Genomic DNA, 16,080 nt, shown 5'->3' with positions numbered 1-16,080 from the left:
TTATACGCGTATATAATACATATATTATCAAACGCGAATGGAGTTTTTAAAATGTTTAAGATTGTCATACTCAGGGCGGATTATGAAGGCTGGTGGCTTTTTGAGGGATGGCAGGAGGACATCATCAGGCAGTTCAGCTATGAGTCCGAAACTGCGATGAAAGATGCATACAGGGACATCATCCAGAAAATGAAAGAACAGTTCCATTCATTCAAAGAAGGAAAATACAGCCTTCTTGCGTTCTTCAACAGCTGCGAGATGGAGAATTGCGAAGACTGTGGAGAAGATCTTCAGATTTTCTATACACCGATGATGCTTAAAGACGGGGAATTAATTGCATAATATTATTTGAATATTCATAAAAAAATATGAAATCAGGAAAGAATGGTTTGCAAATCCAGCTCATATGCCTTATAATTGAGATATCAATAAGTGTTCTCCATATAAGAAATTGTATGTACCATACATTTCTACGCTATATGGATTATGCTATTGAATATCGTCACTGGAGGATTTAATTAATGAAACAAGGTACAGTAAAATGGTTCAATGCAGAAAAAGGTTTTGGCTTCATCGAAATCGAGGGTGAAAACGACGTATTCGTACACTTCTCCGCTATCAACCAAGAAGGATACAAATCCCTTGAAGAAGGTCAGTCTGTAGAATTCGAAGTTGTTGAAGGCGACCGCGGCCCACAAGCTGCAAACGTTGTTAAACTCTAATATAAATCTATTTATAAAAAATTGATTTGTATCATCTGAACCTGGGATAATCCCAGGTTTTTTTATATCAAAAAAAAGAGCCCGCGGGCTCTTTTTATTTTATATCACATCGTTTTGAATAAGCTGTTTCAGACTCTGCCTTCTGATGACTTCCCTTACATCATCCTCAGTGACGAATACGACAGCCGGTTTCCTCATCTGATTGTAATTTGAAGCCATGGAGTAGTGGTAGGCCCCTGTAGTAGCGACCGCAACCAGATCACCGCGGCTGATGTCCTCCGGAAGGCTGAGGTTTTTACCGATGATATCTCCGGATTCACACAGCTTGCCGACGACATGTGAATCGATGCTTTCCCCGTCACCGGCCTCTACAGTCAACACCTCATATTCGGCATTATACAGTGGCGTCCGTATGTGATCGCTCATTCCGCCATCAATCGACACATACCTTGAGACACCTGGAATATCCTTTACGACCCCAACTTCATAAATGGTCGTTCCGGCTTCTGCCGCAATTGAACGTCCTGGCTCTATCATGATGTGGGGGAAGGCGATGTCATATTCGGCAGCAAGGGTCTTCAGCTTGCCGATGATCCTTGAGAAGCCTTCCTCGATCGGAAACCTTACATCCGCTTCAGTGTAGCGGACACCATAGCCGCCGCCCATATTCAATATCTCAACATCGATGGAGGCGTTGGACAGCCATTCGAAAACGACATCGAGTGCTTTCAGGAAAGGGCCTTCCTCCGAGATCTGGGAGCCCAGATGATAATGGACACCCTTGAAATTCAGCTTGTCGCTTTTATGTATCATGTCGATTGCCGATTCGGCAGTGCCGTTGTGGATCGACAGTCCGAACTTGCTGTCTTCCTGGCCGGTCTGGATATAGGAATGTGTGTTTACATCGATGCCCGGATTGATTCTAAGCAGCACATCCACAGGGTGATCAGCCAACCTGTCGATCAGCGCCACTTCATCCACAGCATCTACCACGAACAGACCGATACCCATTTCAAGTGCATATTCGATTTCTTCAGCTGTCTTGTTGTTCCCATGAAAGTGTATGTCTGCAGCCGGGAATCCTGCCTCGAGTGCCGTGTAGAGCTCACCTGCAGAAACGACGTCGAGTTTCATATTCTCCTCTTCAAGAAGTTTGACCATCTGTATGGAAGTGAAGGCTTTTGAAGCATATGAAATGGAATAATCCAGCGCTTCCCCTTCAAAAACACTGTGGAACCTTCTGCATTGGCTGCGTAATGCATCTTCGTCATAGACGAATAGGGGAGTCCCATACTGTGCTGCCAGACCTTTCAGGGAATGGCCGTTCAAGTGCAGTTCATCATTGATATACGCTAGTGTCATTTAAAATCACCTTTTTTAGAGAGTTGTAGTTCAGTGCACCCAGCTGCTCGGAATTTGCCCCTGCACCCAGTGCCGTGTAGTCGTCGATCCGCAGATCATTGCTGTACATGATGACTTCATCATCAAGTGTCACATCTTCATCCACTTCCACAATCATATGGCTCATCATCAAAGCTTTGATCGCATAGCGTTTCCCATTGATCATGCAGTCGAAGTCGGCGCGCTTTCTCAGGATGCCGTCCCCATAGCCGATATCTACCACTGCGATTTTTGCATCGTTTTCAGGCTGGTAGCTTCCGCCGTAGCCGCACTTCTGGTTGGCGGAAAGTCTTCTCAGCTGGACGATCGGCGCCTTCAGAGTCAGGCTCTGCATGTAATTTTCGGCGGGCAGCGATGCATAGGGGCGTGAGCCGTACAGGGCGATGCCGAGCCTCAGATGTGTGTGGCCATTGAACAGCCCGTCACGCGCAAAGCTTGCGCTGTTCTGGGAATGGATATAGTCGAAGACATGTCCTGTCTCCAGAACATCGGAAAGGAGGGACATCCATAATTCCCTTTCCACATCGTATTCTTCCATATCCAGTTCATCGGCATAGCCGAAATGGGTCCAGACGCCTGCAACATCCACCCTTGCATGACGGGGAAGGGCATGGACATCGTTGATGACTTCAATCATCTCTTCGGATGTACCGAAGCCGGAACGGTTGAAGAGTCCAGCGTATTCCAGATGTACACTGATGCCGGAGAGCGCCTCTCTGTACTCATGATAATATTCGAGGGAGGGCAGGGTGATATGGAATCCATTCTCCCTGACGGTCTCAAGATCATAGGTCGGATTCATCAGGAAAACCATCGCCTCACGTGAAATCCTTCTGATCTCAAGCGCTTCATCCATTGAAGTGGTAGCGAACGAATGGATGCCAGCCTCAAGAAATGCCCTTACTGAAAATTCCAGACCATAATTGTATGCGTTGTTTTTGACCACAGCGATGACATCATTGCCTCCTGCTGCCCCTTCGGCTGTCTGTATGAACTGTTTTCTGTCTATTGTGAGTGTGCCACCCATTCCATCCACTTCCTTCTTATAATTCTTCCATCAGCGCTTCATAATAATCCGCCACTTTAACGAGTACGGCTTCATCAAAATCGAATGTCGATGTATGCAGGCTGCTTGTAAATCCCTTCTCCTCATTACGGCTCCCGAAAAATATGAAATAGGAGGGCGCAATCCGGTTGTAGAAACTGAAGTCCTCCCCGAACAGGTAGGGCTTTTCGCTGTCGATGATGTTAATATCTATGGCAGTCAGGGCCGCTTCTACAGACGGCCTCAGCGCATCCGCATTCATCACCGGTGGATATCCTTCATTGAAGGTGACCTCCACCTTGGAACTGAACAGTTCAGTGGCCGTGCGGGCCAACGTTTCCATCCGTTCCTTTATCGCCTCAAAATCCGTCATCTCATAAGTCCGTATCGTACCTTCGAGGTAGCCTCTGCTTGCAACAGTGTTGATGGCTTCCCCCGCATTCAGGTTTCCGATATGGATGATGTTTCGGTTCAGGCCATTCAGGTGGAAGTGCTGGAGCTGTGTCAACTGCGTCGTGAGATGAAGCAGTGTCTCTATCGCTGATACACCCTCATGCTTCGCCGCCACATGGGCCGATCTTCCATCCACGTAGAAACGGAATTCAGTTGCACTTGCAGTGATTTCACCGTCCCGGAGCACCACTTTACCCTCATCTTCATTCGGCATCATATGGACGCCAAACACCGCTTCGATTTCTTCCTCAGGCTGCCATGCATCAATCAGCTGGTTGGCGCCTGCCGCTGTCTCCTCAGAAGGCTGGAAAATGAATATCACATTGTGCCTCAGTTCTCCTGCATCATGCAAAGCTTTACAGCGTTTGGCAAAAAGCATCAGGGCCGCCGTATGGCCGTCATGCCCACACGCATGCATGGCATGATCTTCTGTGCTGCGGTAGGGTATATCATTTTTCTCCTGTATCGGCAGGGCATCTATATCCGCCCTGAAGGCGATCGTCCGATCGGAGTTTCCCGACAGATGAGCAACGGCCCCTGTTTCAAGAGGCCGTTCAAAAGGTATTTCCATCTGCTGCAGGAATTCAATGATGTATTCGGTCGTCCTGTACTCCTGCATGCTCGTTTCAGGATGCTGATGCAACATCCGTCTGTGTTCAGTCACAAATTCAAGATCAGTCATTAAGCTTCCTCAGAGCTGAAACGATTTCCCTCTTGGAGCTGTCCACATCCTGGGACTGCTTGATGACTTTTGCAGGTGTGCCTGCTACAACCGCTCCTGCTGGAACATCATCCGTAACGATTGCGCCTGCTGCTACAATCGCACCTTTGCCGACCCTTACACCTTCAAGGATGACGGCATTTGCACCGATCAGGACATCATCTTCAATGACGACCGGGGAAGCACTTGGCGGCTCGATGACGCCGGCGAGTACCGAACCTGCACCCACATGGACATTTTTCCCTGTAACAGCACGTCCGCCGAGGGAGGCATTCATATCAATCATTGTGCCTTCTCCGACGATTGCACCGATATTGATCGTTGCTCCCATCATGACCACTGCACCGTCTTCAATCACTGCATTCTCACGGATGAACGCACCCGGCTCTATACGTGCATTCGTTTCCGACAGGTCTTTCAGGGGAATTGCAGAGTTCCTTCTGTCCATTTCAACTTCAATGTCTGTGATGACATCTTTGTTGTATTCTTCGAATGCCTTCCAGTCCGCCAGGTCTGCAAAGATGGTCTTTGATGTTTCGCTGCCGAACACCTTGAGTGTATCCGGGAATTCCACGCCTTCAAAGTTTCCGTTGACGTAGACTTTCACTGGCGTCACCTTGTGTGCATTACTGATGTACTGGATGATTTCTTCTGCTGTAAAGTTTTCCATTTTCCTATCTCTCCTCGAATAAATTATTGTAGTCGTAAAAGCCGTTCGGACGATTGACCAGGACATTTGCGGCCTTGAGTGCACCATTTGCAAATATTTCCTTGGATTGTGCCTGATGGGTGATTTCGATGACTTCATCATCTTTGGCAAATATAACATCATGCGTACCTACAATGGAACCGCCGCGGATTGCACTGACGCCGATCTCTTCCTTCTTCCGCTTCTCGTGGACATTGGATCTGTCATAGACCGGATAGCTTCCATCGCGGTGCTCCAGGGCCGTATCCAGCAGCTTGACGAGTGTGCCGCTTGGTGCATCGACCTTTTTGTTGTGGTGGCGTTCCACCATCTCAAGGTCGAATTCGTCCAGCACCGTCAACGCCTTCTTGAGCAGCGTATTCATCACATGGACACCGTAGCTCATATTGGCACTGAAGAATACCGGCAGGGAAGTGCTTTTTTCCTTCAGTATGGAGACGATTTCCTCCTTCTGTCCCGTCGTGGCGATCACAAGGGGAGTCTTCACATCATCCTCAAGCAGAGGGAGCAGCAGTTCCGGGTGCGAGAAGTCGATAGCGACATCCGCTCCTGCCTCGTCAATCGTTTTGAAGCCAGGGTAGGGGGCATCCTTGCCGCTGCCTGCGATGATTCCGACGATCTCATGTCCCTCTTCTTCGGCAAGTCTTGCTGTGATTTTGTTCATTGTGCCGTAGCCTATGAGAAGGATCTTCATACGAAGGAACCCTCCTTGAATTTTCTCATTGTCTGGATCACTTCATTCAATGCCTCCTCTTCGAGGGGAACAAGCGGCAACCTGAGTTCATAATTGCCGAAACCAAGTTCACTCGTCATCGCTTTGACAGGGATCGGATTGACATCCACCTGTACGGCTTTGATCATCGGCATCAAGGCGTCGAACTTCTCTTGTGAATCCCCGCTGCCATTCTTTATGCTTTCATAGACTTCCTGAAGCTCGCCCGGAATGATGTTGCCGACCACGGAAATCAGTCCTTTTCCACCCAGCTGGCAGAAATCGTGCATATTGTCGTCATTACCGCTGTAAAGGATGAAATTCTGGTCTGACGTCAGTTCGAGCACTTCCTTGGTGTATTCGAGGTCGCCCACGGCATCTTTCAATGCCACGATGTGCGGGTGCCTGCTCAATTCTGCAACCGTATCCGGCTCGATGGTCATGCCCGTCCTGCCAGGGACGTTGTAGAGGACGACTGGAAGCTCCGTGCTGTCTGCAATTTTGGTGAAATGCTGATAGAGGCCGCTCTGATTGCTTTTGTTGTAGTAGGGCGTAATGAGCATCAAGGCATCTGCTCCGATCTCTGCTGCATATTTGGACAGTTCTATGCTGGCACGGGTCGAGTTTGTACCGGTGCCTGCGATGACAGGAACCCTGCCTGCGACCGTATCCACACCCACCTTGAGCAGTTCGCGCGCTTCATCTGAAGACAGTGTAGGGGACTCGCCGGTTGTACCATTTACGATGATCGCCTGGACATTGTTGTCGATCAGATACTCGATATGCTTCCTGAACGCCGCATAATCCACTTCGTCATTCGTCAGAGGGGTCGTGATTGCTACGCCAATACCTTCAAAAATAATATCGCTATCCATTTTGAACACTCTCCGTTTCCATCATCATTTTTAGGATCTGTACCGTATTCTGCGCTGCGCCTTTGAGAAGGTTGTCTGCTGTACACCATATATGGAATGTGTTTTCGAGTGACTCGTCCTTGCGGATGCGCCCGACGAAGACTTCGCTTTTTCCAGTGCTGTCAAGGGGAGTCGGATACTCATTGTTCTCCGGATTGTCCACCAGTTTGATATGGGGGATGCCCTTGAATGCTTCACGCACTTCTTCGACCGTCGCTTCCTTGTCCAGAGTGACGTTGATCTGCACGGCATGGCTGTTTGTAACAGGTACGCGGACGCATGTTGCTGTAACGGCGAGGTCTGGCTGGCTCAGGATCTTCTGTGTTTCGTCGATCATCTTCCTTTCCTCTTTCGTATAGCCATCTTCCTGGAAGACGTCTATATGCGGAAGGACATTATCATGGATTGGGTGCGGGTAGGTCGTCGGCGCTTCTCCCTTCGCCCCTTCTTCAAGGTCGCGCAGGCCGCCGACACCTGAGCCGGATACTGCCTGGTATGTCGTGTAATGCACTCTATTGAGGCCAAATTTCTCCTTCAGCGGCTGAAGGGCGACAACAGACTGGATTGTGGAGCAGTTCGGGTTGGCGATGATCCTGCGGTCAAGGACGGGCCTGTTGATTTCCGGTACGATCAGGTCGATGTCCTCATGCATCCGCCATTGGCTTGAGTTGTCTATCACAATCGCGCCGCTTTCTTCAAATAGTGGGGCGAAGTGCTTGCTTGTACCGCCGCCGGCACTCATGATGACATAATCGAAGCCTTCCTTTGCCGCTTCCTCAGTCAATTCCCGGACTGTATACATCTGTCCCTGCACCTCGACCTCCTTGCCTGCAGATCGTGGGGAAGAGAAGAGGACAAGCTCATCTGCTGCTATCTCGTACTGTTCGAACATTTCTATCATTTTACTTCCGACGACACCCGTCGCTCCAACTATTGCTACCTTGACCATAACGATTCCTCCTGATTTTATAGATTGAATTTTTTCGCCAATACTTCGACTGCCTGCCTGTCCTTTTCACCATCCACGACATAGGAAATGCTGATTTCCGAAGTCGTCGTCTGATAGAAGGGGATGCCGGCCTGCTGCAATGCCATGAACGCCCGTGAGGCGACACCGGTCATATCACGCATCCCGGAACCGATGATTGAAACTTTTGAGTGGTTTGTCCTGACATCCATCACCATCTCCGGGTGGAGGCGTTCGACCGCTTCGAATATCTCATCCAGGCGATAGGATTCATTTCCTTTGACGGTGAAGGACAACTGGAACCCTTCACTGTTCACCACCTGGGAGATCATATCGATGTTGATGTCATGGGCCTCGAACTTTTCGAAAAGATCGAAGATGAGGGTCGACTCCCTTTCCGGTTCGTACAGGGTGACATGAATGATGTCACTGTCGAGCGCCACACCGGTTACTGCCTTCCTTTCGAGAACTTGTGTATCTTCCATGATCCATGTTCCTTTCTCATCTGATAGTGTGCGGCCCAAGTAGAGGGGGATCGAATGGTTCTTTGCAATCTCTATGCACCGTGTTTCAAGAACGCCTGCCCCGAGGGCACTCATTTCCATCATTTCATCGTAAGTGATTTCATAGATCCTTCCTGCCTCTTCATATACACGCGGGTCGGTCGCATAGACACCATCCACATCCGTATATATTTCACACGGCATGTTGCACCGGGCTGCTATGGCCACCGCTGTCGTGTCGGAACCTCCGCGGCCGAGTGTGGTGATCTCCATTTCATCGTTGATGCCCTGGAATCCGGCGATTACGACGACATCGTGGTTATCCAATGCGGCTTCCAGATGCTTCTGGTCAATATCCGCAATCCTGCTTTTCATGTGCCCGCCAAATGTCTTTATGCCTGCCTGGTAGCCTGTCATCGCCTTTGTCCGTATCCCAAGATCTTCAAGGACGATCGAGAGGTAGGAGATGGTCTGCTGTTCTCCTGTAGTCAGCAGCAGTGCCACATGATCCTCCTTGGGAGTGGAGGAGAGGCTGTTTGCATTCAACAGCAGTTCATCTGTCGTACCGCCCATTGCACTGACTACAACAATCAGCTTTTCTCCCCGTGAAACCCTTGATTTCAATTCATTCGCAATATCTTTTATCTTGTCGAAATTACCGACTGATGTTCCGCCAAATTTCAAAACACTCGTTTCCATATGTCCTCCTGTGGGGAAGCACTCACTCAAACTAAAAAAAACAAGCCCGGCGGAATGCCGGACTTGTTCTGATCTATACACAAGTGATGCACTCCATTATTGTAAAAATAATGACAGACCTGGAGCTCTTAACCCTCAAATCCAATGGCTTGCCGCTGCAACGGCAGGCCATTTCGGCATCGCACCCTTTCACACACTTAAAGTTCGCAGACTATATATTAAGTGGCTACTGATGATTGATGCGCCTCATCCAACTGATATTTAATTTTATAAATGCCATTATACATACATAACCAATGCATGTAAACTACTTTTTCAAAAATATATGGAATTGTCTATAAATTACGATTTTATGAGACCCTGGTCTTTCAGGTACTCCTCATAGGTGGACTCTTTGACTATTGCGCCGGAGTCCTTCAGTTCAATGACCTTGTTCGTGATCGTATTGATGAATTCAAAGTCATGGGAAGTGAATATGATGGAGCCTTTGAAGTCTTTGAGCCCATCATTCACTGCAGTGATGCTTTCGAGATCCAGGTGGTTGGTCGGTTCGTCGAGCAGGATGACGTTCGCCTTGGAGAGCATCATCTTCGACAGCATTGCACGGACTTTTTCCCCACCGGACAATACGCTTGCCTTCTTCTTGGCTTCTTCGCCGCTGAACAGCATCCTTCCGAGGAATCCTCTCAGGAAGGTTTCCGTCTGTTCTTCAGGTGGCGCGTACTGGCGCAGCCAGTCGACAAGGTTCGTATTGACGCCTTCGAAATATTCCGAGTTGTCCTTCGGCATATAGCTCTGGCTTGTCGTCACTCCCCATTTGACTTCACCTTCGTCCGGAGTGAGTTCACCGGCCAGGATACGGAGGAGGGTGGTGCGTGCAATTTCAGAGGAGCCGATCAGGACCGCCTTGTCATACGGATCCAGCGTGAAGCTGACGTTGTCCAGCACTTTGTTTCCATCGACACTGTGCGTGAGCCCTTTGACATAGAGCAGATCATTGCCGATTTCACGTTCCGGTGTGAACTTCACGAACGGATACCTTCTGGAAGATGGCTTGATGTCCTCGAGTTCGATCTTTTCAAGCGTCTTCTTACGGCTTGTCGCCTGTTTGGACTTGGAGGCGTTCGCACTGAACCGTGCAACGAAGTCCTTCAGTTCCTTGATTTTCTCTTCCTTCTTCTTGTTCTGATCCTGGGCCATCTGCTGGGCCAATTGGCTGGATTGGTACCAGAAATCATAGTTGCCTACATATAGCTGTATCTTTCCGAAGTCGAGGTCGGCAATATGGGTACACACATTATTAAGGAAATGGCGGTCGTGGGAAACCACGATGACAGTATTGTCGAAATTGATCAGGAATTCTTCAAGCCATTGGATTGCCTGTATGTCGAGGCCGTTGGTCGGCTCATCGAGGAGCAGTACGTCAGGGTTGCCGAACAGACTTTGTGCAAGCAGGACTTTGACTTTCTGGTTGTTTTCAAGCTCGGACATGTTCTTGTCCACGAGGGTTGAATCTATGCCGAGGCCATGCAGCAGGCTTTCGGCATCGGATTCGGCCGTCCAGCCGCCCATTTCACCATATTCGCCTTCGAGTTCTGCAGCACGTATGCCATCCTCATCTGAGAAATCCGGCTTCATATATATTTCATTCTTTTCATTCATGACTTCCCAAAGTTTCGCGTGGCCCATCATTACGACATCCAGGACACGGTATTCCTCATATCCGAAGTGGTCTTGTTTCAGGACGGCAAGACGCTCATCCTTCGCCATGCTCACATGGCCCGTCTGCGCCTCCATTTCTCCTGAAAGTATCTTGAGGAATGTGGATTTTCCGGCACCATTCGCACCGATCAACCCGTAGCAGTTGCCCGGAGTGAACTTTATATTTACATCTTCAAACAGTTTGCGGTCGCCAAACCTCAGACCAACATCTATAACCTGTAGCATAGGCATTCTCCTTTAGTATATTCTTAAGCGATGATAACACATTTATGGTACCATTGAAATATAATTCTAGGAGGGCGGATACCAATGGAGCACGAATTGCGCCGATTTTCCACTATAATGGATGAGAGTCGTCGTACCGTATTTTTCACTGGTGCAGGGGTGTCGGTCAAAAGCGGCATCCCCGATTTCAGAAGTATGGGTGGTCTGTTCGATGAGATCAGCAGGGCAGGCCATTCGCCGGAATACCTTTTGAGCAGGGAGCACCTGGAGGATGACCCGGAAAGTTTCATCCGTTTCTACAGGAAACGCCTGATGCTTGCAGACAAGGCACCGAACATCGTCCATGATTTCATCGCCCATGAAGAAAGGACAGGGCGGTCGCTCGGAGTCATTACCCAGAATATCGACGGGCTGCACCACGATGCAGGCAGCCGGAATGTGGATGAACTCCATGGGTCTCTCAACCGGTTCTACTGCACAGCATGTCATAAAGCATATAGCAAACAGACCGTGATGGCCGAGAACTTGTCACATTGCGAATGTGGCGGTGTACTCAGGCCGGATATCGTACTCTATGGGGAAATGCTTGATGAAACCGTCATAAATTCTGCCATAGACAAACTGGCGAAGGCAGATACATTGGTGGTGATGGGCTCATCGCTGCTCGTGAACCCTGCAGCATTCCTCATCAACTATTTCAATGGGAGTCATCTGGTCATCATCAACCGGGATGACACGCCATTCGATGAGGAGGCAGATCTTGTCATCAATGAAGATATGACCGAAGTGATTGAAACGATCTATAATAATGAAGGAGATAATATATGAACCAGATATCAGGTACAGTACAATTTTTGGAAGTGATCAAGAAGGAAGGATCCACTTATCATCTGAAGACGGAGGATGCACTCTACATCCGGATGAACGCATCGACTTCAGACAGGGAGTATGAAATCGGCGAGGAAATCAGCGCCTTCATCTATCCGAACAGAAGTGGCGAACTGTTTGCAGCACCTGTCGTCCCTGACGCTTCAGTGGAACAGTATGGCTATGCCACTGTTACGGAAGTGAACCGGGAGGGGGCCTTTGTGGATATCGGCATACCCCGGGAGATACTGGTGCCATGGATCGACCTTCCCAAAGTGAAGAGCGTGTGGCCGAAGGAGGGCGATAAGCTCTACCTCAAGTTGAGGGCGGAGAGCGACAGCCAGCTGTACGGCAGGCTCATCACTGAAAATGAAGCAGCAGAACGCTTCACCCCGATTGAAGCATCCAAGTTCGAGGAACTGAAGAACAAGTGGATGGAAGGGCGTCCGTACCGCCTTCTCCGCATCGGCACCTTCCTTCTGACCGAAGATGGGCATAAGGTTTTTGTGCATGAGAGCGAGCGCGAGGATGAACCGAGGCTCGGCGAACTGAAAAAGTTCAGGGTCATCGGCATCAACGACAAGGGGGAAATCAACGGTTCCTTCATACAGCAGGCATACAAGAAGATGGATGCCGACAGCGAGAAGCTGCTGGACTACATCACTAAAAATGGCGGACGCATGCCGCTGAACGACAAAAGCTCACCAGAGGACATCAAAGAGGCATTCAACATGTCGAAAGGCTCCTTCAAGCGCGCACTCGGCCGCCTGATGAAGGAGGGGAAAGTAGAACAGACATCTAAAGAGACAGTGCTCAAAGAAAACCGGTAATCGAAATTCGATTACCGGTTTTTTCTATCCTTCTATTTCTTCCGTCAGTGCTTCAAGCTGATCCACAAGCTCCCCGATATAATCGATCGTATCACGCAGGGGCTGGTCCGTCGTTACATCTACACCCGCCATCTGGGCCAGTTCGACAGGCGATTTCGTGCCTCCGGACTTGAGCACCTTCAGCCAGTCATCGACGGCAGGCTGCCCTTCGTTCAGCACCCGTTTGCTCATTGCGGTCGCAATGGTCAGGCCGGCGGAATATGTGTACGGGTAGAGACCCATGTAGTAGTGCGGCTGTCTCATCCATGTGAGTTCGGCACCTTCGGTGATCGTCACATCTTCTCCCCAGAATTCCTCGATCACCTGACGTTTGAGGCGGTTCAGTTCCGGTGCAGAAACGCTTTCGTTATTGTCCACCTTCTTGTACACTTCACGCTGATAGGCAGCTTCAAGCAGGTGTGTCACACAGTTGTGGTAGTACGTCCTTGAAATGATGGAACTGATGACCCAGCGCTTGAATTTCGGATCGTCCGAATTCTTGAGCAGATGGTTCGCCATGAGCATTTCATTCATCGTGCTCGGTGCTTCTATGAAGTACATGGAACTTCTTGCATCGAATACATTCTGTTCCCGGTTGGCATTGTAGAAATGCCCTGCATGTCCCAGTTCATGGGCAAGGACGAAAACTTCGGTCATCAGGGAGGTCCATGATATCAGGATGAATGGATGGGAACCGTACGGGCTTGCACAGAAGGCACCGGTCGATTTCCCCTTATTCTTCACGAAGTCGATCCAGCGCTCATCATAGGCACGGTTGACCATGCTGAGATAGTCTTCCCCCATGATGCCGAGTGCATCATTGATGTACTTTCTGGATTCCTCTACGCTGATTTCAGGTTCAGAGGACGGATCGAGGGAGATCTTGAGGTCTTCGTATTTCATCTCATCCAGGCCATGGACTCGCTTGAGCAGCTTCGCATAGCGTCTCATATGTGGCGCAAGGTCACTCATGATCATGTCGATCTGACGGTTATAGAGCGTCTGATCCACATCCTGGCGATGGAGCAGGTAGTCGATGACCGAATCGAAGCCCCTGAGGTCTGCAGTCGTCTTCTCCTGCTTCAGCTGGAGGTCGTATGTTGCTGCCGTCGTGTGCTGATAATCTGCGAGCTTATCGCTGAATGCACGGAACGCATTGCGTCTCACTTCAGTATCTTCATGCGATTCAAGTTCACCTTCAAAAGCAAGGTAGGAGAGGGGGATTTCCTGTCCATTGGCTGTGAATGTCCCAAAATCGATGTCCAGCAGCTTCGTTTTCAGGTAGAGGCTATAGGGTCCTTCGAAAACGGTGGAGTAGGAGGCAAGTGCCTTTTCAACTTTCGCATCCAGCTGGTACGGCTTCTGTTTCAGCAGCTCATCCACGAAGTTTTCGAATTCCGGCGCCCGGGTTCTGATATCCTTGAGGAATGATTCGTCCTTCTGCAGCAGTTCACTTGTCAGAAAACTCGTTTCACTGCCGAAATATGTACCGATATTGCTCGCAATGCCACTCAGACGCTGTGCCGATGCATCCCCTTGGTCGGAAGACAGCCTGAGGTTCGCATATGCACCGATCGGCACCAGCGACTCCATGAGACCCTTGAAGCCTTCGATCGCTTCAACTGCAACCGAAGCATCTGTCAGGCTGTTTTCATACTTTCTGCTGTAGCTTTCTATTTCAGGGCGGATGTTTTCTGCTGCCTGCTCGAATGCTTCATCAGATTCAAACAGATCCGTCAGGTTCCATGTATAATTCACATCAACTTCATTTCTGGATTTCAATTGTTCCATTCTTTGACACTCCTTTAATTTCGGAAACCGAAGTATTAAGGCCATTATACAGGAAAATTCTAAAAATTGAAATCTTTTATTATACGAATATGAATAAAGCAAAATGAATAGGTTTTGTTGCTGTGATTTAAGAGAATATGAGTATGGAATAGATGCTTCAGGGAGGTGAACGGAATGATCGATAGTCCAAGCTTCTATATAATCAGCATATTGCTGGTAATCATCATCAGCGTACTCATTGCATTGAGCACCAGTAAATATATACTCATGCCGATTGCCGTTTTCATTATAATGGCACTGACAGCGTTCATCGTGCCGAACTTCATGGAGGATACCAACTGGGAACCGCTGATGGGTTATGCCGTATTCCTTGGGATACTGTCATTGATCGTAAGTGTCCTGACATGGCTGTATGTCAGAGGCCGCAGACGGAAGAAGGCACTTGCAGATGAACATGCAGGCGCACAGGAAGTGGATCAAACTGATCATCCACATGACGAAAGGAAAAGATAGCAACGGGACAGCTGTATATGATGCAGCTGTTTTTTTATGCCGAAAAAGCCGATACACATGTATATACATATAATACAGGTTTGAATAGATTGGAATGATTGCAGCAAATTGGATATGATGAATCCAATAACAGATCATCTATAGGATTATAGGCATATAGAAGGAACCATCACTTGACTGTTGGGGTCGACGTCGTTAGAAGGCCGGCAGAGGTAAAATAAAGTAAACGAATAATCATAGGGAATATGAAGAAAAGATAAAAAGGGTGCACCTTTCAGATATATAGATAACTTCCTATAATATATATTATGTAAACTTTATAATAAGAAAAATAATACCTTGTAGAATTACCAGTATTTGACCAAATTAATACCCGATCCAGTGATTACCGGATCAGGCATTTAACATCCATTCATCATTTTTTATGTTTCCTGTTGCTGTTCAACTGTTTTCTTTTGATTCGTTTACAACTTTATATACAGTCGCCCTTGATACGCCAACCATTTCTGCAATCTGTTTCCCTGTGTATTTCTGTGTATCATACAATGACTGTATCATCGCTTTCTTGTCATCCGTTATGCCAGGCCTGCCGCCGTTTCTGCCGCGCGCCCTTGCTGATTCCAGACCTTTCTTCGTCCGTTCGCTCAGCAAGCTTGCTTCCAGTTCCGCAAATGCCGACATCATCGTAAAGAACATCTTTCCCATCGGATCTTTCGTCGTGACGTTCATATTGATGATTTCAAGGTCGATTCCGCGTTTTTCCAGCGTCGTCGCGAGTTCTATCAACTGTTTTGTCGTCCGGCCCAGCCGATCCAGCTTGGTGATCACCATCGTGTCGCCCTCCCGCATGTACTCCATACACTGTTCCAGCGCTGTGCGGTCTGCCTTGCGTCCGCTCACCTTTTCGGAGAAGATCTTGATGCATCCCGCCTCCTGCAGCATATCCAGCTGACTTTCCAGTTTCTGTCCCTTTGTACTTACTCTTGCATATCCTATTTTACTCATTTTTCCATACCTTCCTTTAAATGTATTTTAAACGGTATAGTTATAGTATAAGTCTACAGAGAAAAAAAGACAAGTAAAAACACAACATTTATTAACATTTTAGGTGTTTTTGTTTATTTACTGTTAATGTTTATAAAACCCTCGTTAAATAGACACTGCAATTTTTCCCTCTGAAAGCTTAATATTATTTGTTCTCTATGTTTATCTCTTAAAATTCAGAATATATAGATACTATAAACGAA

General features: G+C 48.3%; 16 protein-coding genes and 1 riboswitch. Of the genes, 5 read left to right on the top strand and 11 right to left on the bottom strand.

The window, feature by feature from the left end; genetic code table 11:
• Positions 1-51 precede the first annotated feature (51 nt).
• Positions 52-342: a DUF1033 family protein gene (locus EDC33_RS01440; RefSeq protein ID WP_040104773.1), complete on the top strand. Its 291-nt coding sequence runs from the start codon at positions 52-54 to the stop codon at positions 340-342.
• A gap of 179 nt (positions 343-521) precedes the next feature.
• Positions 522-722, top strand: a complete 201-nt coding sequence (gene cspA, locus EDC33_RS01435; protein ID WP_017548994.1) for a cold shock protein CspA — start codon at positions 522-524, stop codon at positions 720-722.
• A gap of 99 nt (positions 723-821) precedes the next feature.
• Here the strand turns inward: cspA and lysA are convergent, their stop codons facing one another.
• The 9 genes from lysA to EDC33_RS01390 all read right to left on the bottom strand — a co-directional run bounded on the left by lysA (position 822) and on the right by EDC33_RS01390 (position 10,793).
• Positions 822-2,084 (bottom strand): diaminopimelate decarboxylase, encoded by a 1,263-nt coding sequence (lysA, locus tag EDC33_RS01430; protein ID WP_124009967.1) that lies wholly within the window; start codon positions 2,082-2,084, stop codon positions 822-824.
• Positions 2,062-3,150, bottom strand: coding sequence for an alanine racemase (locus EDC33_RS01425; RefSeq protein ID WP_124009966.1), 1,089 nt, complete (start codon positions 3,148-3,150; stop codon positions 2,062-2,064). Before EDC33_RS01425 ends, lysA begins: the two co-directional genes overlap by 23 nt.
• A gap of 16 nt (positions 3,151-3,166) precedes the next feature.
• Positions 3,167-4,303 carry a M20 metallopeptidase family protein gene (locus EDC33_RS01420; protein WP_124009965.1) on the bottom strand — a complete coding sequence of 379 codons (1,137 nt, stop codon included), beginning with the start codon at positions 4,301-4,303 and terminating at the stop codon, positions 3,167-3,169.
• Positions 4,296-5,012, bottom strand: coding sequence for a 2,3,4,5-tetrahydropyridine-2,6-dicarboxylate N-acetyltransferase (gene dapD / locus EDC33_RS01415; RefSeq protein ID WP_040104777.1), 717 nt, complete (start codon positions 5,010-5,012; stop codon positions 4,296-4,298). Before dapD ends, EDC33_RS01420 begins: the two co-directional genes overlap by 8 nt.
• 4 nt (positions 5,013-5,016) lie before the next feature.
• Positions 5,017-5,745, bottom strand: coding sequence for a 4-hydroxy-tetrahydrodipicolinate reductase (dapB, locus tag EDC33_RS01410; RefSeq protein WP_124009964.1), 729 nt, complete (start codon positions 5,743-5,745; stop codon positions 5,017-5,019).
• The gene (gene dapA / locus EDC33_RS01405; RefSeq protein WP_094905493.1) at positions 5,742-6,638 is read right to left on the bottom strand and encodes a 4-hydroxy-tetrahydrodipicolinate synthase; all 897 of its coding nucleotides are present in this window, start codon (positions 6,636-6,638) and stop codon (positions 5,742-5,744) included. Before dapA ends, dapB begins: the two co-directional genes overlap by 4 nt.
• Positions 6,631-7,626: an aspartate-semialdehyde dehydrogenase gene (locus EDC33_RS01400; RefSeq protein WP_124009963.1), complete on the bottom strand. Its 996-nt coding sequence runs from the start codon at positions 7,624-7,626 to the stop codon at positions 6,631-6,633. The genes dapA and EDC33_RS01400 overlap by 8 nt, the downstream gene beginning before the upstream one ends.
• A 17-nt stretch (positions 7,627-7,643) precedes the next feature.
• Positions 7,644-8,846, bottom strand: coding sequence for an aspartate kinase (locus EDC33_RS01395; protein WP_124009962.1), 1,203 nt, complete (start codon positions 8,844-8,846; stop codon positions 7,644-7,646).
• Between the two features lie 78 nt (positions 8,847-8,924).
• A riboswitch (Lysine riboswitch) is annotated at positions 8,925-9,104 on the bottom strand.
• Between the two features lie 84 nt (positions 9,105-9,188).
• Positions 9,189-10,793, bottom strand: a complete 1,605-nt coding sequence (locus tag EDC33_RS01390; RefSeq protein ID WP_124009961.1) for an ABC-F family ATP-binding cassette domain-containing protein — start codon at positions 10,791-10,793, stop codon at positions 9,189-9,191.
• Between the two features lie 84 nt (positions 10,794-10,877).
• Here EDC33_RS01390 and EDC33_RS01385 point away from each other — a divergent pair, with 84 nt between their 5' ends.
• Together EDC33_RS01385 and EDC33_RS01380 are read left to right on the top strand one after the other, a co-directional pair.
• Positions 10,878-11,621, top strand: coding sequence for an NAD-dependent protein deacylase (locus EDC33_RS01385; protein WP_124009960.1), 744 nt, complete (start codon positions 10,878-10,880; stop codon positions 11,619-11,621).
• A complete protein-coding gene (locus tag EDC33_RS01380) occupies positions 11,618-12,490 on the top strand; it encodes a CvfB family protein (protein WP_124009959.1) in 873 nt (290 codons plus the stop codon). The genes EDC33_RS01385 and EDC33_RS01380 overlap by 4 nt, the downstream gene beginning before the upstream one ends.
• Positions 12,491-12,514: 24 nt before the next feature.
• On the opposite strand, the gene pepF is transcribed toward EDC33_RS01380, so the two are convergent.
• Positions 12,515-14,320, bottom strand: coding sequence for an oligoendopeptidase F (pepF, locus tag EDC33_RS01375; protein WP_124009958.1), 1,806 nt, complete (start codon positions 14,318-14,320; stop codon positions 12,515-12,517).
• 174 nt (positions 14,321-14,494) lie between these two features.
• Here pepF and EDC33_RS01370 point away from each other — a divergent pair, with 174 nt between their 5' ends.
• Positions 14,495-14,833, top strand: a complete 339-nt coding sequence (locus tag EDC33_RS01370; protein WP_094905487.1) for a DUF2651 family protein — start codon at positions 14,495-14,497, stop codon at positions 14,831-14,833.
• A gap of 441 nt (positions 14,834-15,274) precedes the next feature.
• Here the strand turns inward: EDC33_RS01370 and EDC33_RS01365 are convergent, their stop codons facing one another.
• Positions 15,275-15,838 (bottom strand): recombinase family protein, encoded by a 564-nt coding sequence (locus EDC33_RS01365; protein WP_124009957.1) that lies wholly within the window; start codon positions 15,836-15,838, stop codon positions 15,275-15,277.
• Positions 15,839-16,080: the final 242 nt, after the last annotated feature.

It is taken from the genome of Salinicoccus roseus (assembly GCF_003814515.1).
GTDB lineage: Bacteria > Bacillota > Bacilli > Staphylococcales > Salinicoccaceae > Salinicoccus > Salinicoccus roseus.
This window is presented reverse-complemented; position numbering and strand designations above follow the sequence as displayed.

Bases quoted from the DNA above. Each gene is read 5' to 3' on its own strand.
- cspA (WP_017548994.1), top strand. From the start codon at position 522: ATGAAACAAGGTACAGTAAAATGGTTCAATGCAGAAAAAGGTTTTGGC.
- dapD (WP_040104777.1), bottom strand. From the start codon at position 5,012: ATGGAAAACTTTACAGCAGAAGAAATCATCCAGTACATCAGTAATGCA.
- EDC33_RS01380 (WP_124009959.1), top strand. From the start codon at position 11,618: ATGAACCAGATATCAGGTACAGTACAATTTTTGGAAGTGATCAAGAAG.
- EDC33_RS01370 (WP_094905487.1), top strand. From the start codon at position 14,495: ATGATCGATAGTCCAAGCTTCTATATAATCAGCATATTGCTGGTAATC.
- EDC33_RS01425 (WP_124009966.1), bottom strand. From the start codon at position 3,150: ATGGGTGGCACACTCACAATAGACAGAAAACAGTTCATACAGACAGCC.
- dapA (WP_094905493.1), bottom strand. From the start codon at position 6,638: ATGGATAGCGATATTATTTTTGAAGGTATTGGCGTAGCAATCACGACC.
- pepF (WP_124009958.1), bottom strand. From the start codon at position 14,320: ATGGAACAATTGAAATCCAGAAATGAAGTTGATGTGAATTATACATGG.
- EDC33_RS01390 (WP_124009961.1), bottom strand. From the start codon at position 10,793: ATGCTACAGGTTATAGATGTTGGTCTGAGGTTTGGCGACCGCAAACTG.
- EDC33_RS01365 (WP_124009957.1), bottom strand. From the start codon at position 15,838: ATGAGTAAAATAGGATATGCAAGAGTAAGTACAAAGGGACAGAAACTG.
- dapB (WP_124009964.1), bottom strand. From the start codon at position 5,745: ATGAAGATCCTTCTCATAGGCTACGGCACAATGAACAAAATCACAGCA.
- lysA (WP_124009967.1), bottom strand. From the start codon at position 2,084: ATGACACTAGCGTATATCAATGATGAACTGCACTTGAACGGCCATTCC.
- EDC33_RS01395 (WP_124009962.1), bottom strand. From the start codon at position 8,846: ATGGAAACGAGTGTTTTGAAATTTGGCGGAACATCAGTCGGTAATTTC.
- EDC33_RS01420 (WP_124009965.1), bottom strand. From the start codon at position 4,303: ATGACTGATCTTGAATTTGTGACTGAACACAGACGGATGTTGCATCAG.
- EDC33_RS01440 (WP_040104773.1), top strand. From the start codon at position 52: ATGTTTAAGATTGTCATACTCAGGGCGGATTATGAAGGCTGGTGGCTT.
- EDC33_RS01400 (WP_124009963.1), bottom strand. From the start codon at position 7,626: ATGGTCAAGGTAGCAATAGTTGGAGCGACGGGTGTCGTCGGAAGTAAA.
- EDC33_RS01385 (WP_124009960.1), top strand. From the start codon at position 10,878: ATGGAGCACGAATTGCGCCGATTTTCCACTATAATGGATGAGAGTCGT.